Origin of the sequence: Allobosea sp. CS1GBMeth4 (genome assembly GCF_900185715.1) — a bacterium.
In the GTDB taxonomy this organism is placed as follows: Bacteria; Pseudomonadota; Alphaproteobacteria; order Rhizobiales; family Beijerinckiaceae; genus Allobosea.
In genome coordinates this window covers 91607-117724 of sequence record NZ_FYAS01000019.1, presented here as the reverse complement: position 1 = coordinate 117724, position 26118 = coordinate 91607, and the positions used below count along the sequence as shown (strand labels likewise).

The 26118-nt window shown below is 69.8% G+C and carries 29 protein-coding genes; 21 read left to right on the top strand and 8 right to left on the bottom strand.

The window, feature by feature from the left end; translation table 11 throughout:
* Positions 1–75 precede the first annotated feature (75 nt).
* From CS1GBM4_RS11880 to CS1GBM4_RS11845, 8 genes are all read left to right on the top strand, one after another.
* The gene (locus tag CS1GBM4_RS11880) at positions 76–1266 is read left to right on the top strand and encodes an extracellular solute-binding protein (RefSeq protein ID WP_186418930.1); all 1191 of its coding nucleotides are present in this window, start codon (positions 76–78) and stop codon (positions 1264–1266) included.
* Between the two features lie 277 nt (positions 1267–1543).
* Positions 1544–2617: an ABC transporter ATP-binding protein gene (locus CS1GBM4_RS11875; protein WP_186418929.1), complete on the top strand. Its 1074-nt coding sequence runs from the start codon at positions 1544–1546 to the stop codon at positions 2615–2617.
* Positions 2614–3513, top strand: coding sequence for a sugar ABC transporter permease (locus tag CS1GBM4_RS11870; protein WP_186418928.1), 900 nt, complete (start codon positions 2614–2616; stop codon positions 3511–3513). The genes CS1GBM4_RS11875 and CS1GBM4_RS11870 overlap by 4 nt, the downstream gene beginning before the upstream one ends.
* 5 nt (positions 3514–3518) lie before the next feature.
* On the top strand, positions 3519–4349 hold the full coding sequence (locus tag CS1GBM4_RS11865) for an ABC transporter permease subunit (RefSeq protein ID WP_186418927.1): 831 nt from the start codon (positions 3519–3521) through the stop codon (positions 4347–4349).
* 155 nt (positions 4350–4504) lie between these two features.
* On the top strand, positions 4505–5527 hold the full coding sequence (locus tag CS1GBM4_RS11860) for a DNA topoisomerase IB (protein ID WP_186418926.1): 1023 nt from the start codon (positions 4505–4507) through the stop codon (positions 5525–5527).
* A 102-nt stretch (positions 5528–5629) separates the two neighbouring features.
* Positions 5630–6775: an amidohydrolase gene (locus CS1GBM4_RS11855; protein WP_186418925.1), complete on the top strand. Its 1146-nt coding sequence runs from the start codon at positions 5630–5632 to the stop codon at positions 6773–6775.
* 136 nt (positions 6776–6911) lie between these two features.
* Entirely contained in the window at positions 6912–7673 is a 762-nt protein-coding gene (gene cobF, locus CS1GBM4_RS11850) for a precorrin-6A synthase (deacetylating) (protein ID WP_186418924.1), read from the top strand.
* A gap of 62 nt (positions 7674–7735) precedes the next feature.
* The gene (locus CS1GBM4_RS11845; RefSeq protein WP_186418923.1) at positions 7736–8452 is read left to right on the top strand and encodes a GntR family transcriptional regulator; all 717 of its coding nucleotides are present in this window, start codon (positions 7736–7738) and stop codon (positions 8450–8452) included.
* Between the two features lie 105 nt (positions 8453–8557).
* On the opposite strand, the gene CS1GBM4_RS11840 is transcribed toward CS1GBM4_RS11845, so the two are convergent.
* Together CS1GBM4_RS11840 and ald are read right to left on the bottom strand one after the other, a co-directional pair.
* On the bottom strand, positions 8558–10618 hold the full coding sequence (locus CS1GBM4_RS11840) for an ATP-dependent helicase (RefSeq protein WP_186418922.1): 2061 nt from the start codon (positions 10616–10618) through the stop codon (positions 8558–8560).
* Between the two features lie 139 nt (positions 10619–10757).
* Entirely contained in the window at positions 10758–11873 is a 1116-nt protein-coding gene (gene ald / locus CS1GBM4_RS11835; protein ID WP_186419086.1) for an alanine dehydrogenase, read from the bottom strand.
* A gap of 328 nt (positions 11874–12201) precedes the next feature.
* Here ald and dusA point away from each other — a divergent pair, with 328 nt between their 5' ends.
* The 4 genes from dusA (at position 12202) to CS1GBM4_RS11815 (ending at position 15094) form a co-directional block, all read left to right on the top strand.
* Positions 12202–13200: a tRNA dihydrouridine(20/20a) synthase DusA gene (gene dusA, locus CS1GBM4_RS11830; RefSeq protein WP_186418921.1), complete on the top strand. Its 999-nt coding sequence runs from the start codon at positions 12202–12204 to the stop codon at positions 13198–13200.
* Positions 13201–13216: 16 nt separating this feature from the next.
* Positions 13217–13660, top strand: coding sequence for a PaaI family thioesterase (locus tag CS1GBM4_RS11825; protein ID WP_186418920.1), 444 nt, complete (start codon positions 13217–13219; stop codon positions 13658–13660).
* Positions 13661–13782: 122 nt separating this feature from the next.
* Positions 13783–14616, top strand: a complete 834-nt coding sequence (locus CS1GBM4_RS11820) for a sulfite exporter TauE/SafE family protein (RefSeq protein WP_186419085.1) — start codon at positions 13783–13785, stop codon at positions 14614–14616.
* 10 nt (positions 14617–14626) lie between these two features.
* Positions 14627–15094 carry a GNAT family N-acetyltransferase gene (locus tag CS1GBM4_RS11815; RefSeq protein WP_244607180.1) on the top strand — a complete coding sequence of 156 codons (468 nt, stop codon included), beginning with the start codon at positions 14627–14629 and terminating at the stop codon, positions 15092–15094.
* Here the strand turns inward: CS1GBM4_RS11815 and CS1GBM4_RS11810 are convergent.
* Together CS1GBM4_RS11810 and CS1GBM4_RS11805 are read right to left on the bottom strand one after the other, a co-directional pair.
* A complete protein-coding gene (locus CS1GBM4_RS11810) occupies positions 15051–15251 on the bottom strand; it encodes a DUF1289 domain-containing protein (RefSeq protein WP_186418919.1) in 201 nt (66 codons plus the stop codon). The genes CS1GBM4_RS11815 and CS1GBM4_RS11810 overlap by 44 nt on opposite strands.
* Positions 15248–16108, bottom strand: a complete 861-nt coding sequence (locus tag CS1GBM4_RS11805; RefSeq protein WP_186418918.1) for an adenosylcobinamide-GDP ribazoletransferase — start codon at positions 16106–16108, stop codon at positions 15248–15250. Before CS1GBM4_RS11805 ends, CS1GBM4_RS11810 begins: the two co-directional genes overlap by 4 nt.
* A 107-nt stretch (positions 16109–16215) precedes the next feature.
* Between CS1GBM4_RS11805 and cobT the strand changes: the two genes are divergently transcribed.
* Entirely contained in the window at positions 16216–17247 is a 1032-nt protein-coding gene (cobT, locus tag CS1GBM4_RS11800) for a nicotinate-nucleotide--dimethylbenzimidazole phosphoribosyltransferase (protein ID WP_186418917.1), read from the top strand.
* Between the two features lie 45 nt (positions 17248–17292).
* Here the strand turns inward: cobT and CS1GBM4_RS11795 are convergent, their stop codons facing one another.
* On the bottom strand, positions 17293–17997 hold the full coding sequence (locus tag CS1GBM4_RS11795; RefSeq protein WP_186418916.1) for a glutathione S-transferase family protein: 705 nt from the start codon (positions 17995–17997) through the stop codon (positions 17293–17295).
* 107 nt (positions 17998–18104) lie between these two features.
* Here CS1GBM4_RS11795 and CS1GBM4_RS11790 point away from each other — a divergent pair, with 107 nt between their 5' ends.
* Positions 18105–18452: a helix-turn-helix domain-containing protein gene (locus tag CS1GBM4_RS11790; RefSeq protein WP_186418915.1), complete on the top strand. Its 348-nt coding sequence runs from the start codon at positions 18105–18107 to the stop codon at positions 18450–18452.
* A gap of 60 nt (positions 18453–18512) precedes the next feature.
* Here the strand turns inward: CS1GBM4_RS11790 and CS1GBM4_RS11785 are convergent, their stop codons facing one another.
* Positions 18513–20033 (bottom strand): HAMP domain-containing sensor histidine kinase, encoded by a 1521-nt coding sequence (locus CS1GBM4_RS11785; protein WP_186418914.1) that lies wholly within the window; start codon positions 20031–20033, stop codon positions 18513–18515.
* 85 nt (positions 20034–20118) lie between these two features.
* On the opposite strand from CS1GBM4_RS11785, the gene CS1GBM4_RS11780 reads away from it, so the two are divergent.
* The gene (locus CS1GBM4_RS11780; RefSeq protein WP_186418913.1) at positions 20119–20670 is read left to right on the top strand and encodes a thermonuclease family protein; all 552 of its coding nucleotides are present in this window, start codon (positions 20119–20121) and stop codon (positions 20668–20670) included.
* A 157-nt stretch (positions 20671–20827) separates the two neighbouring features.
* Entirely contained in the window at positions 20828–21748 is a 921-nt protein-coding gene (locus CS1GBM4_RS11775; RefSeq protein WP_186418912.1) for an AEC family transporter, read from the top strand.
* A 4-nt stretch (positions 21749–21752) separates the two neighbouring features.
* Here the strand turns inward: CS1GBM4_RS11775 and CS1GBM4_RS11770 are convergent, their stop codons facing one another.
* On the bottom strand, positions 21753–21902 hold the full coding sequence (locus tag CS1GBM4_RS11770; RefSeq protein WP_186418911.1) for a hypothetical protein: 150 nt from the start codon (positions 21900–21902) through the stop codon (positions 21753–21755).
* A 159-nt stretch (positions 21903–22061) separates the two neighbouring features.
* Here CS1GBM4_RS11770 and CS1GBM4_RS11765 point away from each other — a divergent pair, with 159 nt between their 5' ends.
* The 4 genes from CS1GBM4_RS11765 to CS1GBM4_RS11750 are packed head-to-tail and all read left to right on the top strand — an operon-like array spanning position 22062 to position 24245.
* On the top strand, positions 22062–22673 hold the full coding sequence (locus CS1GBM4_RS11765) for a glutathione S-transferase (RefSeq protein ID WP_186418910.1): 612 nt from the start codon (positions 22062–22064) through the stop codon (positions 22671–22673).
* A 2-nt stretch (positions 22674–22675) separates the two neighbouring features.
* Positions 22676–23140, top strand: a complete 465-nt coding sequence (locus CS1GBM4_RS11760) for a hypothetical protein (RefSeq protein ID WP_186418909.1) — start codon at positions 22676–22678, stop codon at positions 23138–23140.
* A complete protein-coding gene (locus CS1GBM4_RS11755; protein ID WP_186418908.1) occupies positions 23137–23601 on the top strand; it encodes a hypothetical protein in 465 nt (154 codons plus the stop codon). Before CS1GBM4_RS11760 ends, CS1GBM4_RS11755 begins: the two co-directional genes overlap by 4 nt.
* Entirely contained in the window at positions 23598–24245 is a 648-nt protein-coding gene (locus CS1GBM4_RS11750; RefSeq protein WP_186418907.1) for a uracil-DNA glycosylase family protein, read from the top strand. Before CS1GBM4_RS11755 ends, CS1GBM4_RS11750 begins: the two co-directional genes overlap by 4 nt.
* Before the next feature lie 104 nt (positions 24246–24349).
* Here the strand turns inward: CS1GBM4_RS11750 and CS1GBM4_RS11745 are convergent, their stop codons facing one another.
* Positions 24350–25216, bottom strand: coding sequence for an NAD(P)-dependent oxidoreductase (locus CS1GBM4_RS11745; RefSeq protein WP_186418906.1), 867 nt, complete (start codon positions 25214–25216; stop codon positions 24350–24352).
* Between the two features lie 149 nt (positions 25217–25365).
* Between CS1GBM4_RS11745 and map the strand changes: the two genes are divergently transcribed.
* Positions 25366–26118, top strand: coding sequence for a type I methionyl aminopeptidase (gene map, locus CS1GBM4_RS11740; protein ID WP_186418905.1), 753 nt, complete (start codon positions 25366–25368; stop codon positions 26116–26118).

Below are 26118 nucleotides of genomic sequence, written 5' to 3'. Positions count from 1 at the left end.
TCGGAAGTGCCGCAAGAGCACCTTTCCACGGGGCTGGGGAAACAGCAGGCGGCGAGGCCGCCGGGAGGGGAGAACATGGTCCAGGACATCATCCATCGTCGTGCATTCCTCGGCGGCGTCGCTGGCATGGCCGGTCTCGCGGCGGCGCCGGGCGTCTTCGCGCAGGGGCTCAAGCTGCCGACCTCGCCGGTCGCGCTCTCGGTCGTCGACGTCGCCGGCAATCTGGCGCTGACCCAGAAGGCGTTCGAGAACTACCGCAAGGCCAAGCCCAACTTCGTCTCGCGCATCACCTTCACCAAGGCACCCGCGCCCGAGCTGCCGGGCAAGATCAAGGCCCAGCAGGCGGCGAACCGCGTCGACATCGACATGGTGCTGACCGGTACGGACGCGCTCTCGGCCGGCGTCGAGCAGGGCCTGTGGATTCCGCTGCTGCCGCAGCAGGCCGGCGCCTTGCCGAAGCTCGGCGAGATCTATCTCGACGGCGCCAGCAAGATGCAGGCCCTTGCCAACGGCCAGGGCGTGGTCGTGACCTATTATCCGTCCGGGCCGCTGCTCGAATACATGCCGGACAAGGTCAAGACCGTACCGACGACGGCGCAGGAGCTGCTCGACTACACCAGGCAGAACAAGAACCGCTTCTTCTATGCCCGGCCCGCCAATTCCGGCCCCGGCCGGACCTGGATCATGGGCCTGCCCTATATCCTCGGCGACAGCGATCCGAAGGATCCGGTGAAGGGCTGGGACAAGACCTGGACCTATCTCAAGGCGCTCGGCGAGAACATCGAATACTATCCCGCCGGCACCGGCGCGGTGATGAAGGAGCTCGGCGAGGGCTCGCGCGACATGACCGTGACCACCACCGGCTGGGACATCAACCCGCGCGTTCTCGGCGTCGTGCCGAAGGAGGCCAGGGTCGCCGCGATCAAGGGTTTCCACTGGGTCACCGACGCCCACTACATGTGCATCCCCAAGGGCGTCGGCGACGAGAAGCTCGCCGTGCTGCTCGACCTGATGAGCTTCCTGCTCACCAAGGAGCAGCAGGCCTACACCTATGACGAGGGCTATTTCTATCCGGGCCCGGCGGTGAAGGGCGTCACCCTCGAAATGGCGCCGGAGGAGAGCCAGAAGGCGATCAGGGAATTCGGCCGGCCCGAATACGAGAAGCTGATCGCCGAGGCGCCGCTGGAGACCCCGCTCGACCCCGACAAGATGGTCGTCGCCTTCCGCATGTGGGACGAGCAGGTCGGCGGCGCCAAGCGCAAGTGAACCTGCTCGGCTGTTCGAGGCGCAACGCGGTCGCCGTTGGTAAGCCCTCCCCCCGCTTGCGGTGGGGAGGGTTGGGTGGGGGGCAGTGCCGCTCGGCGCTCCGCTGAAAGAAGTCCCGAGCGCTGCTTTCCGGCCTCTCCATCCCTAACCCTTCCCCACCGCAAGCGGGGGGAAGGGGATATGCGCCGCCCTCCATCAGCCCCCCTTGACCTGCCTGTTGACTTGCGGCTGCCTGCCGGCAGCCGCCAGCCCATCCGTTCCAACCCGATGGTCCTTCATGTCGATACATGCCGCGAATTTCCGCGAACTCCGGCTCGACCGGCTCTGCCGCGACTTCGGCACGCATAACGCCGTCAAGGACGTCTCGCTGACGATCAGGCAGGGCGAGTTCATCGCGCTGCTCGGCCCCTCCGGCTGCGGCAAGTCGACCACGCTCAACCTGATCGCCGGCTTGCTGCCGGCCACTGGTGGCGGCATCTGGCTCGACGAGAAGCGCATCGACCCGCTCCGGCCCGAGGAGCGCGGCTTCGGCATGGTCTTCCAGAATTACGCCCTCTTCCCGCATATGACCGTGCGGAAGAACATCGGCTTCGGCCTGAAGATGCGCGGCGTCGCCAGGGCCGAAAGCGACCGCCGCGTCGCCGAAGCCGTCGCGATGGTGCGCCTCCAGGGTCAGGAGGAGAAGCTGCCCGGCCAGCTCTCCGGCGGCCAGCAGCAGCGCGTCGCCATCGCCCGCGCCATCGCGGTGCAGCCGCCGCTCGTGCTGATGGACGAGCCTCTCTCCAATCTCGACGCCAAATTGCGCCTCGAGATGCGCGCCGAGATCAGGCGCATCCACAACACGCTCGGCGCCACCACCATCTACGTCACCCACGACCAGGAGGAGGCGCTCTCGCTCGCCGACCGCATCGTCGTGATGCGCGACGGCCAGATCCGCCAGGTCGGCGGGCCGGAGGACCTGTTCTCGCGGCCGGACCATCTCGACGTCGCCGAGTTCATGGGCTTCCGCAACAAGGTCTCCGGCCGCGTCGCTTCGGTCGCCGACGGCCTCGCGACGGTCACGGTCGGCGGGCTCGGCCTCGTGGGCCGCGTCCGCACGCCGGTCCGGCCAGGCGAGGCGGCCCATGTCTCGATCCGCCCGGAGGACCTTCACCCGGTGCGCGATGGCGATCCGGGACTGCCGGCGAAAGTGGTCTCGACCGAGTTCCACGGCCGCGAGTTCGTCGGCTTCGCCCGCATGGCCGACGATACGCCGCTGACCTTCCTCGCCGACAGCCGCATCCCGCACGGCACCGACATCCGCCTCGCCGCCCAGCCCGACAGCGTCCTCGTCTTCGGAGAGGGCGCATGAGCGCACCCGCCACCACCACGCCCGCGATCCCGCTCGGCCAGCGCCTGGCCGCGCGCGGCCTCGACGGCCTGACGCTGCTCGTCCTGCCGGCGGTGCTCTTCCTGCTGGCGCTGTTCATCTACCCGTTCCTCTACGGGCTCTTCCTGTCCTTCACGCCGAAGGCGGGCGGCGCGCTGGCGAACTACCAGCGCTTCTTCTCGGATTCCTTCCTCTACGGCACGATCGCCACCACGCTCTGGCTGGCGCTGCCGGTGACGATCGCGACGCTGCTGCTGGCGATCCCGATCGCCTTCCGCGTCCGGCTGATGCGCCATCAGCGCCTGCTGACCACCATCCTGGTGATCCCGATCACGCTCGGCACCGTGCTCGTCGCCGAGGGTCTGCTGAACTATCTCGGCCCGCAGGGCTGGTTCAACCGCACGCTGATGACGCTCGGCATCATCTCCTCGCCGGTGAAGCTGCTGCACAACTACTGGGGCGTGATGCTCTCGCTGGTCATCACCGGCTTTCCCTTCACCTTCCTGCTGACGCTCTCCTATCTCACCGGGGTCGACCCGGCACTGGAGCAGGCGGGGGCGACGCTCGGCGCCGGGCCCTGGGACCGCTTCAGGCACATCCTCCTGCCGCTGCTCCTGCCCGGACTCGCCATCACCTTCTGCCTCTCCTTCGTCCAGGCCTTCTCGGTCTTTCCCTCGGCGGTGCTGCTGGGGGCGCCGGCGGGGCCGACGCGCGTGATCTCGATCGCCGCCTATCAGGCCGCCTTCGAGGAATACGATTATTCGATGGCCTCGGCGGTGGCGATGATCATGGGCGTGGTCCAGCTCGTCATCGTCGTCGCGGTGCTCGGCGCACGCGGCCTGCTCTATCGCGGCCCGGCCGGTGGCGGGAAAGGGTGAGCGCCATGGTCAAGGACACCCGCCTCTCGACCAGGCTCTGGGCCGCGGCCAACTGGGCCCTGATCGGCTTCTTCGTCCTCAACCTGTTCGCGATGATCGCGACGGTGGTGACGAGCTCCTTCGCCACGCGCTGGCTCGGCACCTGGTTCCCGGCCGGCTGGACGACGCGCTGGTACTCGGCGGCCTGGAGCGAGTTCCAGCTCTCGGACGTGCTCACCGTCACCTTCCAGATCGTCTTCCTCGTCGTCTTCCTCTCGGGCCTGATCGGCGTGCCGGCCGCCTATGCGCTGGCGCGCCGCGACTTCCCCGGCAAGAAGCTGATCATGCTGCTCTTCCTGCTGCCGCTGCTGGTGCCGCCGATCACCTTCGGCATCCCGCTCGCCACCGTGCTCTACCGGACCGGGCTCGCCGGCTCGATGTCGGGGGTGGTGCTCGCCAATCTCGTGCCGACCGTGCCTTTCGTCATCCTGGTGATGATCCCGTTCATCGAGCAGATCGACACCAAGATCGAGGCGGCGGCGCGCGTCTTCGGCGCAGGCACCTTCAAGCTCTTCGTCCACATCCTGCTGCCGCTGCTGATGCCGGGCATCCTCGCCGCGCTGCTGCTCGTGCTGGTGCGCACGATCGCGATGTTCGAGCTCACCTTCCTCACCGCCGGCCCGACCAGCCAGACGCTGGTGGTCGCGCTCTACTACGCGGTCTTCGCCGCCGGCGTGCGCGCCGTGCAGTCGATCGACGCCATGGCGGTGATCTACATGGTGACGACGCTGGTCTGGCTCGTGATCGCGCTGCGCTTCGTCAACCCGACGCAGATCGTGGCCCGGGCGAAGCGCTAGGGGCACTTCTCGTCATTGCGAGGAGCGCAGCGACGAAGCAATCCAGGGCGACAGCGCTCTACGCCCCTGGATTGCTTCGCTTCGCTCGCAATGACGAAGGAACCTCGCGCCGCCTCCCGCATTCCTCCGCAGCCGGGCGAGTTGCGGAGGGGCGAATGGTCGCGAAGGGCAGGGAAGGCGCCGCGGCAGGCAAGGGCCGCCTGCGCCGCGTGACCGTCGACGATCTCACCATCCGCCGCGTCAGGGTCGGCCGAAATTTCGGCTATCGCGACGCCGAGGGGATGAGGATCACCGATGCGGAAACGCTGGCGCGCATCCGCTCGCTCGCCATCCCGCCGGCCTATCAGGATGTGCTGATCGCCGCCGATCCGCGCGCCCATCTCCAGGCGGTCGGGCGCGACGATGCCGGGCGGCTCCAGCATCGCTATCACCCCGATTGGGAGAAGGTGCGCGAGCGCCGCAAGCTGAAGCGGCTCGCCCGCCTGATCGAGGCCCTGCCGAGATTGCGCGCCCGCATCGCCGCCGATCTCGCGGATCGCACGCTGTCGCGCCGCAAGGCGCTCGCCTGCGCCGCCGCGGTCATCGACCGCTGCCATATCCGCGTCGGCAACGAGGTCTACGCCCGCACCAATGGCAGCCACGGGGCCTCCACCCTGCTGAAGCGCCATGTCGAGGTGAGCGGCAGCCGTGTCACGCTCGCCTTCCGCGGCAAGGCCGGCAAGGAGATCGTCTGCGGCCGCGACGATGCTCCGCTCGCCCGCGCCCTGCTGCGGCTGCAGACCCTGCCGGGCCGGCGCCTGTTCCAGTATCGCGCCGAGGACGGTTCGGTCGCCGCCATCAGCGCGGCCGACATCAACGCCTACCTGAAGGACGCCGCCGGCCTGCCGGTGTCGAGCAAGGATCTGCGCATGCTCGCCGCCAATGCCGCGGCGGCCGAGCTCCTGCTCTCCACCGACATCGCCGCCAGCGAGCGCGGCCGCAAGCGCCAGCTCGCCGACATCATGCGCGCCATCGCCGAGCGGCTGGTGAACACGCCGGCGGTGGTCCGCAAGAGCTATGTCCACGAGATCGTGGTCAACGCCTATGCCAGCGGTCGCCTCGGCCGCGCTTATCGCAAGGCGCGAGGCCGCGGCGGGTGCTCGCGCATCGAGCGGGCCCTCGGATTGCTGGCGGCGTGACCGGGATGCATAGCCGTCTGCCTGAGTCGGGCGGCGACAGGGGTTGAACCCGGCAGCTGCGCTGGCGAAGCTCGGACAAAATCATCCGGGGCAGCGCCAGGCATGTTTCTCACCAATTCCGACATGGTCGAGCTGATCGAGCTGCGCCACGCGCTGCACCGTGCGCCGGAGATCTCCGGCGAGGAGCGCGAGACGGCGAAGGCGATCGTCGGCTTCCTCGCACCGACTGCGCCCGATCGCATCGTGACCGGCCTCGGCGGGCATGGCGTCGCCGCCGTCTACGAAGGCGCCGAGCCCGGCCCGACCGTCCTCGTGCGCTGCGAGCTCGACGCCTTGCCGATCGAGGATCTCTCCGGCGTGCCGCACGCCTCGCAGGTCGCGGGCAAGGGCCATCTCTGCGGCCATGACGGCCACATGGCCACGGTCGCGGCGCTCTCGCGCGGGCTCGGCCGGCAGCGGCCGCAGCGCGGGCGCGCCATCCTCCTCTTCCAGCCGGCCGAGGAGACCGGGGCCGGCGCTGCCGCCGTCATCGCGGATCCGAAGTTCGAAGAGATCGCGCCCGATCTCTCCTTCTCGCTGCACAACAAGCCCGGCCTGCCGCTCGGCGCCGTCCGGATTTCGGAGGGGCCCGCCAACTGCGCCTCGCGCGGCCTCAGGATCGTGCTCAATGGCCGCACCTCGCATGCCGCGACGCCGGAGCACGCGATCTCGCCGATGCGGGCGCTCGCGCGGCTGATGCCGGCGCTGACCGCGCTCGGCCCGGGCGGGAGCCTCGATTCGGACTATCGGCTCGTCACGATCACCCATGCCGGCATGGGCGAGCCGGCCTTCGGCATCACGCCCGGCCGCGGCGAGATCTGGGCGACGCTGCGCACGCTGAACGATGCGGCCATGGGCTCGCTCTGCGCGCAGGCCGAGGCGCTGGTGCGCGAGGCCGCTTCCGCCGACGGGCTCTCCGTGACGATGGATTATCACGACGTCTTCCATCACTGCGAGAACCATCCCGAGGCGGTGGCGCATCTGCGCCGCGCCTGCGACGAGGAGGGCATCGGCCATGGCGAGACGCCGCCGCAGCGTGGCTCTGAGGATTTCGGCCTGTTCGGCCGCGCCTCGAAATCGGCGATGTTCCTGCTCGGCGCCGGCGAGGGCACCCCGCCGCTGCACAATCCCGACTATGATTTCCCCGACGCCCTGATCGCGCCGGGCGCCCGCGTCTTCATGCGCACGATCCGGAATCTGTTGGGGTAGTCAGAGGGTCGTCGTTCTCGGCCGAAGCGAAGCGTAGAGCCGAGAATCTCCGGAAAGAGATGCTCGGGTATTCGCCCGAGCATGACGAGCCCCTGCCGGATCGTGTATGCGGCACCTCGAACACGGCGGAGGTGCCATGCGCAGGATCAGGATCATCGGCATCGGCGCCGGCAATCCCGAGCACGTCACGATCCAGGCGGTGCGGGCGCTGAACAGGGTCGACGTCGTCTTCGTGCCGGACAAGGGGAGCGAGAAGGCCGCCCTGCGCGAACTGCGCGAGGAGATCTGCCGGCGCTATATCGAGCACGACAACTGGCGCACGGTCTCGCTCAGCGTGCCGAAGCGGGCCGCCGCAGGCGACGATTACCGCGGCAGCGTCGACGACTGGCATGCGGCGCTGGCCGAGAGCTACGAGCGCCTGTTCCGCGAGGAACTCGGCGAGGGGCAGACCGGCGCGCTGCTCGTCTGGGGCGACCCGTCGCTCTACGACAGCACGCTGCGCATCATCGCGGCCGTGCGGGCCCGCGGGCTGGAATTCGACTATGACGTCGTTCCCGGGATCACATCCGTCCAGGCCCTGGCGGCGGCCCATCGCCTGGTGCTGAACCGGATCGGCGAGCCGGTCACCATCACCACCGGCCGCAGGCTCGCCGAAAGCGGCTTCCGCGACGAGGACGGCAGCACGGTCGTCATGCTCGACGGCGAGCAGGCCTTCTCCAAGATCGATCCGGCCGGGCTGGAGATCTGGTGGGGCGCCTATCTCGGCGCGCCGCAGGAGCGGCTGGTCTCCGGCCCGCTCGCCGAGATGTCGGAGCGGATCGTTCGCGAGCGCGAAGCCGCCCGGGCCGAGAATGGCTGGATCATGGACACCTACCTGCTGCGCCGTCGCAGCGGCTGAGGTTTGGCAGCCGGCCGCCATACCGGTATGATAAGAGCGGGGTTGGCTGCGGAGTTTGCCTGATGGACGTCTCGCTCCGGCTTCGTGACCCGATCGCGCCGCAGCTCGTCGCGGCGCTGCGCCAGGCGATCATCGCCAGCGAGCTCCGGCCCGGCGAGGCGCTGTCGGAGAAGGACATCGCCGGCCGCTTCGGCGTCAGCCGCCAGCCGGTGCGCGAGGCCTTCATCAAGCTTTCGGAGGCCGGGCTGGTGCAGATCCTGCCGAGCCGCGGCACCTATGTCATGAAGATCTCGCTGCGCGAGGTCGCCAATGCCCGCTTCGTGCGCGAGGCGGTGGAATGCTCGCTCGCGCGGGCGGCGAGCCGCCTGATCGATCCGGACGGCGTCGCCCGGCTGCGCCGGCTGATCGCCGAGCAGAGCGCGGCGGCCGCCCGCGGCGACTACACCCGCTTCACCGTGCTCGACGAGGCGTTCCACCAGGCGATCGCCGAGATCGTCGATTGCGACTATGCCGGCAGGGTGGTCGAGAGCGCCCGCGCCCAGACCGACCGGGTGCGCTATCTCTCCTTGCCCGGCACCTCGCCGATCCCGCTGCTGATCACCCAGCACAACGCCATCGTCGATGCGCTCGAGGCGGGCGATTCCGACATGGCCGCGACCGCCATGCGCATCCATCTGCGCGAGATCCTGAACGCGCTGCCGCGCATCGCGGCCGAGCATCCGAACCTGTTCGAGGACGAGGATCTGCCGGCCCACACCCGGGCGATCCACGAGCGCTGAAGCGCTTTTCGCTCACATCGAAGCGTCATTCTGGGCAAGCGCCGTGCCTCCCGCGCAGCCGGCTCTTCCTCTGCCGCTTCAGCCGCGAAGCGGCCTGAGCGCGCCTCAGCGCCACATTCCCCGCATCTTGGCGCGGACATCGACCTTCGGTCCGGTCGATGCGGAGCGCTCGCCGGCGGGCGTCGCGAGCGGCCAGGCGCGCCGCTCGAAATGCTTCAGCAGGGCGTTGGGGATGAAGCGCGTGCGCGCCGCATAGACGTGCCGGTCGCCGGTCGCGGACTGGCCGTGCGTGAAGAAGCGCTGCGGCACGATCAGGTGCAGATCGTCCTTGGCCCGTGTCATCGCGACATAGAGCAGCCGGCGCTCCTCCTCGATCTCGTCCCTGGCGCCCGCCCCGAGATCGATCGGGATGCAGCCGTCGACCACGTTCATGACGAAGACCGATTTCCACTCCTGCCCCTTGGCCGAGTGGATGGTCGAGAGGATGAGGTAATCCTCGTCGAGATGCGGCACGCCGGCCTGGTCGCTGGTGGCGTCGGGCGGGTCGAGCGTCAGCTCGGTCAGGAAACGCTCGCGCGAGGGATAGCCGCCGGCGATCTGCTCGAGCTGCAGCAGGTCGGCCTGGCGCGTCGTCGCATCCTCGTGGAGGCGCTCCAGATGCGGCTCGTACCAGAGCCGTGCCCGTTCGATCTCGGCTGGCCATCCCGAACGGCCGGAACGCAGCGCCGCGACCGTCTCGATGAAGGCTGGCCAGTCCGCTCCGGCGCGGGCCGGCGCCGGAACCTCGCGCAGCGCGTCGGCGGCGTCCGGCGCCTGCGCCAGGTGCTCGATCACGCGCTGGGCCGAGCTCGGCCCGACGCCGGGCAGGAGCTGCATGACGCGGAAGGCCGAAACCCGGTCGCGCGGGTTCTCGGCGAAGCGCAGCAGCGCCAGCAGGTCCTTGACGTGCGCGGCATCGAGGAATTTCAGTCCGCCGAACTTCACGAAGGGGATGTTCCGGCGTGTCAGCTCGATCTCGAGCGGCCCGCTATGATGCGAGGCGCGGAAGAGCACGGCCTGCTGCTTCAGCAGCGCGCCGGCCTCGCGGTTCCCCAGCACCGTCTCGGCGATGAAGCGGGCCTGGTCGGCCTCGTCGCGGACGTTGACCAGTTCCGGCGCCGCGCCGGCGGCGCGGTCGGTCCAGAGATTCTTGGTGAAGCGCTCGGCGGCGAGGTCGATCACCGCATTGGCGGCGCCGAGGATGGCCTGCGTCGAACGGTAGTTCTGGTCGAGCGTGATCACCTCCGCCGGCGGCGAGAAGGCCAGCGGGAAATCGAGGATGTTGCGCACCGTCGCGGCGCGGAAGGAATAGATCGACTGCGCGTCGTCGCCGACCACCGTCAGCCCCCGGCCATCCGGCTTGAGCGCCAGCAGGATCGAGGACTGCAGCCGGTTGGTGTCCTGGTACTCGTCGACCATGACATGGTCGAAGCGTCCGCCGACATCGGCCGCGAGCTCGGCGTCGGTCATCGCCTGCGCCCAGTAGAGCAGCAGATCGTCGTAATCGAGCACGTTCTGCTGCTGCTTGGCCTCGACATAGGCCGCGAAGAGCTGCTTCAGCTCCTGCACCCAGGCGATGCACCAGGGATGGGACAGCCGCAGCACCTCCTCGATCGGCTGCTCGGCGTTGACGCAGCGCGAATAGATCGAAAGGCAGGTGCCCTTGGTCGGAAACCGCGTCTCGGTCTTCGAGAAGCCGAGCTCGTGCCGCACGAGGTTCATCAGGTCGGCGGCGTCCTCGCGGTCATGGATCGTGAAGGCCGGGTCGAGCCCGATCTGCTCGGCGAGGTCGCGCAGGAGCCGGGCGCCGACGCCGTGGAAGGTGCCGGCCCAGCTCAGGGCGTCGACCGCGACGCCGGCGGCTTCGCCCATCACCTTGCGGGCGATGCGCTCGACGCGGCGGGTCATCTCCGAGGCCGCCCGGCGCGAGAAGGTCATCAGCAGGATGCGCCGCGGGTCGGCGCCGCAGGCGAGCAGGTGGGCGACGCGGTGGGCCAGCGTGTTGGTCTTGCCCGAGCCGGCGCCGGCGATGATCAGCACCGGCGGCGCCGGAGCCGCGCCGCCGCCATGCGCGACGGCCCGCCGCTGCGCCGGGTTGAGGCTGTCGAGATAGACGTGCGCGTTCATGCCTGATTCGGTCCGTGATCGCACAGCGCAGCACGGGGGGCAGGGCGCGGCAATATCGTAAGATGGTGCCGGGCGGCCCGGCGGGGTATCCGCCCGCCGGCGAGCCGGATCGGCGATCAGTCCGGTCCGGCCCGCCCGGTCACGGCCCCAGGGCTTTCTCCACCGGGACGTAGGCCATCCGCAGGCTGGTCGCGACCGAAGCGTTGGTGACCTCGCCGCGATGCACGTTGAGGCCCGCCGCCAGATGCGGGTCGCTGCGGATGGCGTCGAGCCCCTTGCCCGCCATGGCCAGTCCGAACGGCAGCGTGGCGTTGTTCAGGGCGTAGCTGGAGGTCAGCGGCACGGAGCCGGGCATGTTCGCGACGCAGTAGTGGATGACCCCGTCGACCTCGAAGGTCGGATCCGCATGGGTGGTCGGCCGCGAAGTCTCGAAGCAGCCGCCCTGGTCGATCGCGACGTCGACGAGGACCGCGCCGCGCTTCATCCGCGACAGCTGCGCGCGAGAGACCAGCCTCGGCGCCGCCGCTCCGGGGATGAGCACCGCCCCGATCACCACATCGGCGGCGACGACCTCCTCCTCGACCGCATGGAGCGTCGAGAACCGCGTCCGGACCCGGCCTTCGAACAATTCGTCGAGCTGCCGCAGGCGCGGCAGGGAGCGGTCGAGCACCACCACATCGGCGCCGAGCCCCGCGGCCATGCGGGCGGCATGGGTGCCGACCACGCCGCCGCCGATCACCACGATGCGGGCCGGCGGGACGCCCGGCACGCCGCCGATCAGGATCCCGCGCCCGCCGGCATGGCGCTTGAGCGAGGCGCCGGCGGCTTCGATCGCCAGCCGTCCGGCGACCTCGCTCATCGGCGCCAGCAGCGGCAGTCCGCCGAAGCGATCCGTGACGGTCTCGTAGGCGACGGCGGTGACTCCCGATTCGATCAGCCCGGCGGTCTGCGCCGGGTCGGGGGCGAGGTGCAGATAGGTGAACAGGATCTGGCCCTCGCGCAGCTGCGTCCATTCCGTCGGCTGCGGCTCCTTGACCTTGACGACCATCTCGGCGCGGGAAAAGACCTCCGCCGCGCTCGCCGCGATGGCGGCGCCGGCCGCCGCGTAATCGGCGTCCGCGGCTGCGATGCCGGCGCCGGCTCCGGCTTCCACCAGCACCTCGTGCCCCGCGGCGACATATTCCCGGACCGCTTCCGGCGTCAGCCCGACCCGGTATTCGTGGATCTTGATTTCCTTGGGGACGCCGACCAGCATGGTTTCCTCCAGTCCAATTCGCGGGATCAGCTTATCCGTCATGGTTCCGATCCCGAACCCCCGTCCGGGAATGGATCGCCCAAGCGCTGCGCGGCCCGGGCGGGCCGCTATCGCCCATCGGAATGGCACGGCCTGTTCGTTGCGCAGGGGAACCTTGCCCGGGGCGCGCATCTCGCCGATATGAGGGGCGATGAGGTCCCCGGGGCTCGTTCGGGCCCCGCGCCGAGCGATCTGGATGGGCTCGGCGCCGCCATCGCCTCGCGAGCCTTCGCCGCCGCGTCGATCAGGTCGGCTTGTGCGACCCGACACTGTGATGTTGTAGAAGGGCATGGAAAAGCAGGAGCTCACATTCTCGGTCGCGCCGATGATGGACTGGACCGACCGGCATTGCCGGATCGTCCATCGCCTGATGTCGCGCCGTGCCCGGCTCTATACCGAGATGGTGACGGCGCAGGCGGTGATCCGCGGCGATCGGCAGCGCCTGATCGGCTTCGACGCGATGGAACATCCCGTCGCGCTCCAGCTCGGCGGCAACGATCCGGCCCTTCTGGCCGAAGCGGCGAAGATCGGCGCCGATTTCGGCTATGACGAGATCAACCTGAACTGCGGCTGCCCGTCCGACCGCGTCCAGGGCGGCGCCTTCGGCGCCTGCCTGATGCGCGAGCCCGCGCTCGTCGGCGACTGTGTCGCGGCGATGAAGGCGGCGGTCGCCATCCCCGTCACGGTGAAGTGCCGCATCGGCGTCGATGACCAGGATCCGGAAGCCGCGCTCGACGCGCTGACGGCCGCCGTGCGCGCGGCCGGCGTCGATGCCCTCGTCGTCCACGCCCGCAAGGCCTGGCTGCAGGGCCTCTCGCCCAAGGAGAACCGCGAGGTTCCGCCGCTGGACTATGAGCGCGCCTATCGTCTCAAGGCCGCCCATCCCGACCTGATCGTCGCGCTCAATGGCGGCATCCGCGCCCCGGACGAATGGCGGCCGCATCTCACCCATGTCGACGGCGTCATGCTCGGCCGCGAGGCTTACCAGAACCCGGAAGTGCTGCTCTCGGTCGATCCGCTCCTGTTCGGCGAGGCGGCGCCGGTCGCCGACGCTTTCGCGATGTTGGAGGCGCTCGAGCCCTATATCGCCGCCCATCTCCAGCGAGGCGGGCGCCTCCACGCCTTCACCCGCCATCTCGTCGGGCTGTTCCCGGGCCGGCGCGGCTCGCGCCTGTTCCGCCGCCATCTCGCCGAGCATTGCGTCGCCGCGGGGGCCGGCCTGGCCGAACTGCGTGCCGCGGTCGCGCATGTCGAGCGCGAGGCGCCGCCCGCGATCGCGGCGGAGTGAGAGAATGCAGGCCGATATGGCAGTCGATCCCGCGCTCCTCGCCCGCATCGAGGCGAGCTTCGCCAGGCAGGCCTTCATGACGACGCTCGGCGCCCGGCTCGTGCGCGTCGCGCCGGGCGAGGTCGAGATCGCCATGCCGGTCTCGGCCCATCTCTGCCAGCAGCACGGCTTCGTCCATGCCGGGGCGGTCTCGTCCATCGCCGACAGCGCCGCCGGCTATGCCGCGCTGACCACCATGCCGGCCGGCAACGGCGTGCTCACCGCTGAATTCAAGATCAATCTGCTCAGCCCGGCGACTGGCGACGAGCTCCGCGCCAGGGGCAGGGTGGTCAAGGCTGGCCGCACGCTGACCCTCGCCATGGCCGAGGTCTTCGCCGTGACCGACGGCAGGCCAAAGCTCTGTGCCATGCTGACGGCGACCTGCATGACGATCGCCGCGCGGGACGGGGTGAGCGACTAGGACCCCCTCACGGCAACGTGTCGCGACGCGCCGGCCCGCGCATGCCGGCCCTGCCGCCTGAACCTTGCCCTTTCGCGCCAAAGCCCTAAGACCGGCCCGACCTTTCCTGGATCGGATGCGTGATGATCGCCGGCATTCCCCTGAACGATTTGATCTTCCTCGCCGTCTCGCTGGTGCTCGCCGGCGCCGTGACCGGCCTGCTCGCCGGCCTGTTCGGCGTCGGCGGTGGTGCCGTGATCGTGCCGGTGCTCTACGAGGTCTTCCGGGTGATCGGCGTTGTCGAGGAGGTGCGCATGCCGCTCGTCGTCGGCACTTCGCTCGCGGTGATCATCCCGACCTCCGTCCGCTCCTACCGGGCCCACCTCGCCAAGGGCATGGTCGATACCTCGATCATCCGGATCTGGGCCGTTCCCGTCGTGCTCGGCGTCGTCGGCGGCAGCGTCATCGCCCGCTATGCCCCGCCGGACGTGTTCAAGGCCGTCTTCGTCGCCGTCGCCTTCGCCAGCGCCATGCGCCTGCTCTTCGCCTCCGACCGCTGGAAGCTCGGCGAGGACATGCCGGGGCCGTTCCTGATGCGGATCTACGGGCTGATCATCGGCGTGCTCTCTGCCCTGATGGGCATCGGCGGCGGCCAGCTCTCCAGCCTGTTCATGACCTTCTACGGCCGGCCGATCCACCAGGCGGTCGCGACCTCCTCGGGCCTCGGCGTGCTGATCTCGATCCCCGGCGCGCTCGGCTACATCTATGCCGGCTGGCCGAAAATGGACCTGCTGCCGCCGCTCTCGCTCGGCTATGTCTCGCTGATCGGCTTCCTGCTCTTCATCCCGACCTCGATCTGGACGGCGCCGATCGGCGCGCATCTGGCCCATCGGCTGTCGAAGCGCCGGCTGGAGGTCGCCTTCGGCATCTTCCTGCTGGTGGTCTGCGCCCGCTTCTTCTGGTCCTTGATCGTCTGAGGCGGACCTCATGCTGCGCGTCCGCCCCTGCGAGGAGGCCGACCATTCCGCGCTCGCCGGCGTGATGGCCGAGATGCAGGCGCATTACCATGTGCCTTGCCCGTCCGGCGCCGAGATCCGCGCCGGTCTGACGGGCCGGCCGGCGGGAACCGAACTGCTCGTCGCCGAGCAGGACGGCGCGCTCGTCGGCTTCGCCGCCTTCTCGGCGATCTATCCGGGGCCCGGCCTCAGGCCCGGCTTCTTCCTCAAGGAGATCTATGTGGCGAAGGCCGCCCGCGGCCTCGGCGCCGGACGGGCGCTGCTCGCCGAGCTGGCACGGCTGGCCCTGGCCCGGGGCCTCGGCCGGATCGACTGGACCGCGGCGCGCGACAATGAGCGCCTGCTGCGCGTCTACGAGAGCCTGGGCGCGGCCCAGCAGCCGGAGAAGGTGTTCTTCAGGCTGACCGGCGCGGGGTTGGCCCGTCTCGCTGACGGCTGAGGCGCTCCTCCAGCGTCGCCATGACGGCGAGCCGCTCCGCCTCGGAGAGCCGCGACCATTGCGCGATCTCCTGCAGCGTCCGCCCGCAGCCCTCGCAGAGCCTGCGCGCGGGATCGATCACGCAGATCTCGACGCAGGGGGTCGAGATCGCGCTCAACGCCCGCCCCAGCCGATGACGATGGCGAGGCCGAGATAGATCGCGATTTCGCCGAGCTGCTGCGCCGCGCCGAGGATATCGCCGGTCTGCCCGCCGATCAGGCGGATCGCGATGCGCGACAGCCAGGAGACTGCCAGCCCCGAGAGGATGAGGCCGAGCAGCACCCCGCCCAGGGGCAGGGCGCCCGCGGCGGCCGCCAGCAGCGCGACGATGCCCGACAGCCCGTAGGCGACCGGCAGCACCCCGCGTGCGGGCCGGCCAACCGAAGCGGACGCACCGTCGCGCCGGGTCGGCGGGACCGTCGCGAGGAGCCGGACGCCCTCGACGCGCGACCAGGGCGCGGCGACGAGCATCGCCGCCGCCGCGGCCCAGGCTCCGGCGCCTTGCAGGATCGCCGCGAGCGCGGTGACCCGCAGCAGCAGCGAGAGGCCGAGCGCGAGCGCGCCGAACGTGCCGACGCGGCTGTCCTTCATGATCTCGAGCCGCCGCTCCGGCGTGTGCCCGCCGAACAGCCCGTCGGCCGAGTCGGCGAGCCCATCCTCATGGAAGGCGCCGGTCGTCACGACGAGCGCGGTCACGGCGAGCGCCGCCGTCAGCACGGCATTGACCCCCGCGAGGCCGGCGAGCAGCGCGATCAGCGCCGCCGGCAAGGCGATCGCCAGCGCCGCGACGGGCAGGGCACGCGGCACCAGCCGGAAATCCGGCACGGCATGGGCGCTCTCGCCCGGCAGCGCCGGCACCGGCAGGCGCGAATAGAAGCGGATGCAGGTCGCGGTCGCGATCAGCCAGCCCGGCCAGAGCGGCGGCTCGTCGGGCGGCGTCGCCTGCGTCGCATCATCGCTCTCGGTTTGCGCCACGCCGCCCTCGGATTGTCTTCGCTCGCTCCAGCCTATAGCAGCAGCGGCAACGTGGCGGCGACCTCGGACCGCTCGATTCCCTAGGTTCTCAAGATCGGCTTCCCCAGATGTCTGCGATGCCCGCTTCCGGCCTGCCCTTCGACGATATCCGCAATCTCATCGCCAGCATGCCGGGCCCGGACATGGCGGCGGCCAACACCGTGCGCGCCCGCGACAAGGAGCTGACCAAGCCGGCCGGCAGCCTCGGCCGGCTCGAGGAGATCGCAGAATGGCTCGCTGCCTGGCAGGGCAAGGCGCCGCCGCGGGTCGACCGGCCGCTGGTCTGCGTCTTCGCCGGCAATCACGGCGTCGTCGCCCAGGGCGTCTCGGCCTATCCGCAGTCGGTGACGCGGCAGATGCTGGAGAACTTCGCCGCCGGTGGCGCCGCCATCAACCAGATCTGCGCCGCCTATGACCTCGGCTTCAAGGTCTTCGACCTCGCGCTCGACCTGCCGACCGGCGATTTCACGGAAGGCGACGCGCTCGACGAGCGCGCCTGCGTCGCGACCATGGCCTTCGGCATGGAGGCGCTCGCCGGCGGCGCCGATCTGCTGGCGCTCGGCGAGATGGGCATCGGCAACACCACCTCGGCCGCCGCGATCTTCGCCGCGCTCTATGGCGGCGGCGCCGCCGTCTGGTGCGGCCGCGGCACCGGTGTCGACGATGACGGGCTGAAGCGCAAGATCGCCGCGGTCGAGGCGGGCCTCTCGCGCCACGCCAACCATCTCAGCGACCCGCTCGAGGTGCTGCGCCGCTTCGGCGGCCGCGAGATGGCGGCGATCTGCGGGGCGATCCTGGCCGCCAGGCTGCAGCGCATCCCGGTGATCCTCGACGGCTATGTCGTCACCGCGGCCGCCGCCATCCTGCACGCGCTCGACTCCTCGGCGCTCGACCATTGCATCGCCGGCCATCTCTCGGCCGAAGGCGCGCATGCGCAGGCGCTGGTCAGGCTCAGCAAGCAGCCGCTGCTGGCGCTCGACATGCGCCTCGGCGAGGCGACCGGCGCGGCGCTCGCCGCCGGCCTCGTCAAGGCGGCAGCCAACGTCCATTCCGGCATGGCGACCTTCGCGCAGGCCGGGGTGGCGGGGAAGGGCGAGTAGCTCCGAAGACCGCGCCGGGCGTTCGACCCGGCGCGTCTTCGCCTGTCAGGCGCCGAAGCGCTCGATCACCTCCGCCAGCGGCAGATGCCCCTTGCAGGCGCCGCTGGCGGCCGGCGTCTCGCCGAGTTCCAGAGCACTCGCATAGACCACTGCCGGATCGGCCTCGACCCGCCGGCGTAGCGCCTGCAGCTTCGGCCAGCGCGAGATCTCGGCGACCTCATGGTATTCGAGCCAGCGCGCCACGCCGGCGAGCAGCGCATCGGCGAGCGTGTGCTTGCCGCCGACCACCCAGCGGCCGCCGTCGAGCATCTCCTCCAGCCGATCGTGGCGCTCGATCACCCGCTCGCGTCCGAAGCGGCGCAGCGCCGCCGCGAAATCGGGATCGGGCTCGGGCAATTCCAGCGCGGCCCAGAGCGGGTAGAAGGCGCTGGTGAAGCCGGTGTTGAGGAAGCCGATGAGCTGGTGCATCCGGTCGGCCTCGGGCGAGAGCGGGTCGAAGCTGATGCGACGTTCGCTGTCGCGCGCTTCGAGCCAGGCGGCGATCGCCATGGTCTCGCTGAGCGGGCGGCCCTGATCGGTGATCAGCACCGGGGTCTCGACGCGCGCATTGATCCGCCTGTAGGGCGGCTCGCGCATTTCGCCGAGCATGTCGACGCGGCAGAGCTTATAGGGTCGGCCCAGCCATTCGAGGGCCGCGACCAGCCCCATCGAGGTGCCGGACGGGTAGCCATAGACGAGGATCGGTTCCATCGTGCGTTTTCCATTCGGGTTGGGAAACGCTGCGCAGCGGGGTGGAACCTAGCCGCCCGCCGGCCCATGTAAATCACGCACTTTTCTGTAACCAGGCGGACCGGAGCATGAAGGACGTCGTTTCGGACTGCGCGATCGAAAGCGTCATGCGGGTGCTGAGCGGCCGCTGGCCGACCTTGCTGCTCTACTATCTGAAGGACGGCAGCAAGCGTTTCGGCGAGCTCAGGCGCGACAACCCGACCGTCTCGCACCGCATGCTGACGCTGGAACTGCGCAAGCTCGAAGCGGCCGGTATCGTCCGGCGGATCGACCATGAGGGCTATCCGCGCCGGGTCGACTACACGCTGACCCCGGCGGGCTTTCGCCTCGTGCCGCTGATCGACGCGCTCGGCGATTGGTGGGAGGAGATCGAGGCCGGGCGGGAGAGCGAACCGGCCCTCTCCAGGGTCGCTTAGAGCCGGATCCGATCAGATTGAATCAGCTGATCGGTGAAACGGTCTCTAGCGGGCGGCGGGTTACGCCGCCGATCGCGCATCCGGCTCCGGAAGCGCCGGCAGCGTGTCCATGACGCGCTCGGCCGGCAGCGTGATCGTCACCTCGGTGCCGGCGCGCGGCTTCGACTTGATCTGGAAGCCGCCGCCATGCAGGTCGATCAGCCCCTTGACGATCGGCAGGCCGAGGCCGGAGCCCTGCTCGGCCGTCTTGATCGCCAGCGAGCCGCGTCCGAAGGTCTGGAGCACGACCGGGATCTCGTGCTCGGGGATGCCGGGGCCGGTGTCGGTGATGGTGACATATTGTCCGCCGGTGGCCGTCCAGCCGACCTTGATCGAGATCTCGCCCCCCTGCGGGGTGAACTTGATGGCGTTGGCGAGGATGTTGAGCACCGCCTGGCGGATGGCGCGCTCGTCGGCCCAGATCCGCGGCAGGTCCGGCTCGATCGCCTGGCGGATCGTCTGGGCCTTGGCCTTGGCGCGCAGGTTCAGCATGTGCGCGGCGTCGTCGACGATGCCGGCGAGGCTGATCGCCTCCTCGTTCAGCTCGTATTTGCCGGCCTCGATGCGCGACAGGTCGAGGATCTCGTTGATCAGCGTGAGCAGGTGCTGGCCCGACGAGTGGATGTCGCCCGAATATTCCTTGTAGGCCGCGTTGGCGTGAGGGCCGAAGACCTCGTTCTTCATCACCTCGGAGAAGCCGAGGATGGCGTTGAGCGGCGTGCGCAATTCATGGCTCATCGTCGCCAGGAAGCGTGATTTGGCGAGATTGGCCTCCTCGGCCTTGCGTCTGGCTTCGTCCGAATTGGCGGTCGCGGTCTCGAGCTCGGCGATCAGCGCGTCCTTCTCGGCGCGAAACTCGATGGTCTCGACCGAGGTCGAATAGAGCCGATTGGTCAGGAAGATGAAGAACAGCTGCGCGCAGGCGGCCATCAGCAGCATGGTGACGCTGTCGATGTCGTTGCGTCCGGCGAAGTACAGGACGATCGCCGCGACGATCGGCACCAGGCCGGAATAGACCGCGACCGGCATCGTCGCCGCAAGCGTGACCGTCAGCGCGCTGACGATCAGCAGCGCCGTCATCACGAAGAAGCGGGCGCCGGGAGCGTCGACGCCGAGGAACAGGGTGGCCAGCAGCGCCCAGGACAGCCCGTGCAGCAGCTCCGCCGCCGGCAGCAGCCTGCGCCAGAAGGCGATGCGTGCGGCGGCGGAGGGTTCGGCCAGGAAGCGCCGGCACAGCAGCGCCGTGAAGCCGGTGGTCAGCAGGACGAGCCCGAGCCAGCCCGAGACCTTGTAGACCGGCACCCAGACGCAGGCGGCCGCGGCGACCAGCAGGGCGAGCAGCAGCACACCGGCGGCGCCGTTCAGCCGGTATTGCGCGAACACCCGGACGAGCTCGTAGTCGAAGGCGCGCTCGAGGCCGGTCGAGGAGGTCAGCTTCTCGCGCGCCGACCGGACCTCGCGGTTGATCAGCTTGCGGCGCGCGAGCGCGGACGGGTCGGGCCCGCGACCGCGCTGCACCTGTTCGGCTGTCAATTCCGCCATGGTCCGAGGAAACGAGCTCCAGCCCGGCGCGCACCGACGCACCGCGGCTCGCCATGATCGGCGATAAATCGTTAAGCTTATCCTGATGGGGCGCTTCGGATTCGGGACAAGCAATTACGGGCCGTTCGGCTGGCGGCGGGTCGGCCGCTCGGTCGATTTCGTCGTGGCCCTTGGTTTCCTTGTGCTTCTGGCGATCGCGGGCGCGGTGCTGCAATACCGCCTCGGCTCCGGCCGCAGCCTCGTCGGCGCGGCCGAGGCGATCGACGGCGATTCGTTGAGGCTGCTCGGCGAGGAGCTCCGTCTCGAGGGCATCGACGCACCGGAATACCGCCAGACCTGCCTGGACCGGGGCGGCGGGCAGGTCGCCTGCGGCCGGCAGGCACGGCGTGCGCTGGCGGCCATGCTGGCGCTCGGCAACGTCACCTGCACGGTCTCGCGCGTCGACCGCTATGGCCGCGGGCTGGCGCGCTGCCGGCAGGGCGATGCCGAGATCAACGCGGCGCTGGTCCGCCAGGGCCAGGCGCTCGCCTATGGCGGCTACCAGGCGGAGGAGGCCGAGGCGAAGGCGGCGGGGCGCGGCATCTGGGCGCTGCGCTTCGAGCGGCCGGAGGAGTGGCGCAGGAGCCATCCGCGCTGAGCTCTCCGCTCGGCCATGCGGATTTCACAATCCCGTTGGCGGTTGAGGTATTTCCGTCTCCGGCGCGAGCGACCTAAAGAAGGTCCTTCCGCTATCGTTCCCTCAGGATTGTTCCCCGCATGACATCGCCGGCCGCAAGCCGACCCGGGTTGCCGGCATGATCGGCGCCATCCTGCTCGCGCTCGTGCCGATCGCCCTGCTGATCGCGCTCGGCCATGGCATGCACCGCCTGCGCTTCCTGCCTGACGCGTTCTGGCCGCAGGCGGAGCGCCTGAGCTATTACGTGCTCCTGCCGGCGCTCTTCGTCCATGTGCTGGCGACGGCCGATCTCAGGGGGCTGCCCGTCGCCGCGCTGGCGCTGACGCTGATGAGCGCGATCATCGTCGTCTCCGGAATCCTGGTTCTGGCGAAGCGCTGGCTCGGCTATGGCGATGCCGCCTTCACCTCGGTCTTCCAGGGCGGTGTCCGCTTCAACAACTATGTCGGCCTGAGCGCGGCCGGGAGCATGCTCGGGGCGTCGGCCCTGCCGCTGGCTGCCGTGGCCAATGCGGCGATCGTGCCGACCGTCAACGTGCTCTGCGTTCTCGTCTTCGCCCGCTGGGGCTCGGCTCAGCCGACCCTGCGCGGCGTTCTCCGGGGGCTCGCCCTCAATCCGCTGCTGATGTCCTGCGTTCTCGGCATCGTGCTGCAGGTCAGCGGCCTCGGTCTCCCGCGCGGACTCGACGCTTTCCTCAAGGCGCTCGGCCAGGCCTCGCTGCCGATCGGCCTGCTCTGCGTCGGTGCGGCGCTGGACTGGCATGCGCTCGGCCGCGGCATGAAGCCGGCCCTGGTCGCCTCCTTCGTCAAGTTCGTGCTGATGCCGCTGGTGACCTATGCTGCGCTGAAGGGCTTCGGTCTCGGAGGCCCGGCGGCGACGCTCGCCATCCTGTTCCAGTCGCTGCCGACGGCTTCGTCCTCTTACGTGATGGCGCGCCAGCTCGGCGGCGATGCGCCGCTGATGGCCGGCATCTGCGCGCTGCAGACCGTGCTGGCCGCCTTGGCGGTGCCGCTTGCGCTGATCCTGCTCGCGCCGGGCTGATCGTTCAGCGCGGCTCGCGCGGATCGTCCTCGGACGCGCTTCCGAGCTGCGCGGCGCCGGGCTCGCGCGAGCGTGCCCACAAGGTGGCGAGCATCAGCCCGACCGGTACGGCCAGGATGACGATCCAGACGACGAAGCTCCAATCCTGCGGCATGGCGATCGTCCCTCGTGACCATCAATCGCGGCAGGGGCGGCTTGTTCCGTCGGGCGGACGGCTCGTCGTCTTGCCGCCGTGTTTGCGGGCTGAACTCTTGACAGAGCCGGGCCCGCACCGTGAAACCGCGTGGTCCCAGCATGGCGAAAGGCAGAGGGCATGAAGCTCTATGACGGCGGGCGGGCGCCCAATCCGCGGCGAGTCCGCATCTTCTTCGCCGAGAAGGGCGTGCCCTTGCCCGAGCTCGTCCCGATCGACATCGCCAGGAAGGAGCATCGGACGCCGGAATTCACCCGGATCAACCCTTCCCAGCGCCTGCCGGTGCTGGTGCTCGACGACGGCACGGCGCTCGCCGAGACCATGGCGATCTGCCGCTACATCGAGAGCCTGCATCCGAAGCCGGCGCTGTTCGGCTCCGAGCCCAAGGAGGCGGCGCTGATCGAGATGTGGAACCGGCGGATCGAGCTCGGCCTGTTCACGGCCGTCTCGGCCGTGTTCCGCCACAGCCACCCGGCCATGGCCGAGCTGGAGGACCAGATTCCGGAATGGGCCGAAGCCAATCGCGAGATGATCGACGACCATCTCATGCTGCTCGAGCTGCAGCTCGGCGGCAACCGCTTCGTCTGCGGCGACCAGCTGACGGTCGCGGACATCACCGCCGGCATCGCCATCGACTTCATGAAGCCCTCGCGCGTTCCGCTGCCCGAGGATTGCGTCAACATCCGGCGCTGGCACGGCGAACTCTCGGCCAGGCCGAGCTGGAAAGCCTGATCATGCGCCTCTCGGCGCTCGCGCTCGCGCTGATCCTTCCGGCCGCCGCCTCGGCGGCGGAGAAGCTGACCGGCGAGCAGATCAACCGGGCCTTCAGCGGCAACACGGTCAGCGGCCGCTATACCGGCGGCGGCTTCTTCACCGAATATCACGACCCCGACGGGCGCGCGCTCGGCAATAATGGCTGGCAGGAGAACCGCGACGCCTGCTGGATCACCAAGGACGACGCCGTCTGCTATTATTACGGCCCGCCCAACGAGCGGACGACGCATTGCTTCACGGTCGAGCTCACCGATCGGCTCTACATCCTGCGCAATCTCGACAATGGCCGGATCAACGCGGTGGCGACCGTCGAGCTCGCCAATCCGCGCAATCATGGCGACGGCGGCAAGCCCTGGTATTGCGACGGGTTGATCTCGCGCGGCGGCCCGCAGGCTCCGATGTCCCGTCGGGTGGCGTCGCGATGAGGCGGTCCGCGACGGTCGCGGCGCTGCTCGCGCTCGGCGCCGGTGCGACGGGCGCTGCTGCGGTCGAGCGGCTGACCGGCCAGGAGATCCGCCAGCTCTTCGAGGGCAACACCGTGGCCGGCCGCTACAACAACGGCGCGCCCTTCAGCGAATACCATCACCGGGACGGCCGGGCGACCGGGCATAACCGCCACCTGCAGAACACGGACGCCTGCTGGACGACGACGGAGGACGCGGTCTGCTACTATTACGGGCCGCACGAGACACGCCGGACCTATTGCTTCGCCGTCGAGCGCAGCGGCACGCTCTACGTGCTGAAGACCTACCGCAGCGGCCGCATCAACGGCGTCGCCACCGTCCAGCCGGGCGATCCCGAGAAGCACGCCGACAAGGCGCCGGTCTGGCATTGCGACGGGCTCATTTCCCGGCGTCACGGCCGGGAGCGGCTGGCGCGGCGATGAGCGGGAGCGGACAGGGGAGCGGCCCGCCGGAAGCGCTCGAGGCCGTCCTCGCCGCACTGCGCGCCTGCCGGATCTGCCGCGACGCGCCGCTCCATGGCCCGCCATTGCCGCACGAGCCCCGGCCGGTGATCCAGGCGCAGGAGAGCGCGCGCCTGCTGATCGCAAGCCAGGCGCCGGGAACCCGTGTCCATGCCAGCGGACGCCCTTTCACCGACCGTTCAGGCGACCGGCTGCGCGACTGGCTCGGCCTCGACAAGGAACGCTTCTACGACGCTTCGCGCGTCGCGATCGTGCCGATGGGCCACTGCTTCCCGGGACATGACGCCAAGGGCGGCGACCTGCCGCCGCGCCGCGAATGCGCGCCGGCCTGGCGGGCGAGGGTGCTGGCCGCGCTCCCGCATCTCGAACTGGTCCTGGTGATCGGCCGCTATGCGCAGGCCTGGCATCTCGGCCCGAAGGCGGCGGCAGACCTGACGGCGACCGTTGCCGACTGGCGCAGCATCTTCGCCCAGGAGCGCCGGCCGCGCATCCTGCCGCTGCCGCATCCGTCCTGGCGCAACAATGGCTGGCTCAGGAAACAGCCCTGGTTCGAGGCCGAGCTGGTGCCGGTGCTGCGGGCCGAGGTGGCGCGGCTGGTGGGGTGAGCCCAAGCGTCATTGCGAGGAGCGCAGCGACGAAGCAATCCAGGCGACGTGGCGCTCTGCCGCTCTGGATTGCTTCGCTGCGCTCGCAATGACTGTGTCCGCCCTTACGGCTCCAGGCGTTTCAGCAGGCTCGACGTGTCCCAGCGCCCGCCGCCGAGCTTCTGCACGTCGGCGTAGAACTGGTCGACCAGCGCCGTGACGGGCAGGCGGGCGCCGTTGTTGCGCGCCTCGTCGAGCACGATGCCGAGATCCTTGCGCATCCAGTCGACGGCGAAGCCGAAATCGAACTTGTCGGCGTTCATCGTCTTGCCGCGGTTCTCCATCTGCCAGGACCCGGCGGCGCCCTTCGAGATCACCTCCAGCATCGCCTCGACGTCGAGGCCGGCCCGCTTGGCGAAATGGATGCCCTCGGCGAGGCCCTGGACGAGGCCGGCGATGCAGATCTGGTTGACCATCTTGGTGAGCTGGCCGGAGCCGGCGGGACCCATCAGCTTGCACATCCGGGCGAAGCTTCCGATCACCGGCTCGACCCGGGCATAGGTCTCGGGCGCGCCGCCGCACATCACGGTCAGGACGCCGTTCTCGGCGCCGGCCTGGCCGCCGGAGACGGGCGCGTCGATGAAGCCGAAGCCGGCCGCTTGCGCGGCGGCGTCGAGTTCGCGCGCGACATTGGCCGAGGCGGTGGTGTGGTCGACGAAGACCGTGCCCTTGCCCATCGCCGCGAAGGCGCCGCCTTCGCCCGTGGTCACCGAGCGCAGGTCGTCGTCGTTGCCGACGCAGGCGAACACGATCTCCTGGCCCTCGGCGGCCTGGGCCGGCGTCGGCGCGGAGGCGCCGCCATGCTGCGCCACCCATTTCTGCGCCTTCTCCGGCGAGCGATTGTAGACGGTGACCTCGTGGCCCTTGGCCTTGAGATGGCCGGCCATGGGATAGCCCATCACGCCGAGACCGAGGAAAGCGACTTTGGCCATGAGGTGCTCCGCTGCATCATCCGAAAGGTCACAGCGGCTTTAGCGCGCCCGGGTGGGCGAGGGAAGCGATGCAGGCGCGATAGCAGCGATCGCGATTCCGCAAGGATCATACGCTTGCCGCCCTCGGCGGAATCCGTCAGGAACCGGTCATGACGATCACCAATGACGACGAGCTTCGGGGGCTGCGCGAGATCGGCCGCATCGTGGCCGATGCGCTGGCGGCGATGGGGCGGGCGCTCGAGCCGGGCATCACCACGGCCGAGCTCGACGCGATCGGCCGCGACAGGCTCGAGCGGCATGGCGCACGCTCCGCCCCCGAGACCGTCTACGGCTTCCCGGGCGCCACCTGCATCAGCGTCAACGAGGAGGTCGCGCACGGGATTCCGGGAGCGCGCCGGATCGCTGCCGGCGATCTGGTCAACATCGACGTCTCAGCCGAGAAGGGCGGCTATTTCTCCGATACCGGCGCGTCCTTCGCGGTGCCGCCGGTCGATCGGCGGATCGAGCGGCTCTGTCGCGACGGCAAGCGCGCACTCTGGGCCGGGCTCGGCCAGGTCGGCGCCGGCAAGCCGATCGCCGGGATCGGCGAGGCGGTCGGCCGCTTCGCCGAGAAGAACGGCTATACGCTGGTGCGCAACCTCGCCAGCCACGGCATCGGCCACTCGCTGCACGAGGAGCCCAAGGAGATCGCGACCTGGCCCGAGGGCTCCGAGCGCCGCGTCATGCAGAAGGGGCTGGTCTTCACCGTCGAGCCGTTCCTGTCGCTCGGCGCCGACTGGGCCGAGCATGAAGGCGACGACCGCTGGACACTCTACTCCGAGCCGCGCGCGCCGACCGTGCAGTACGAGCACACCGTGGTCGCGACGGCCAACGGCCCGCTGGTGCTGACCTTGCCGGGGTGA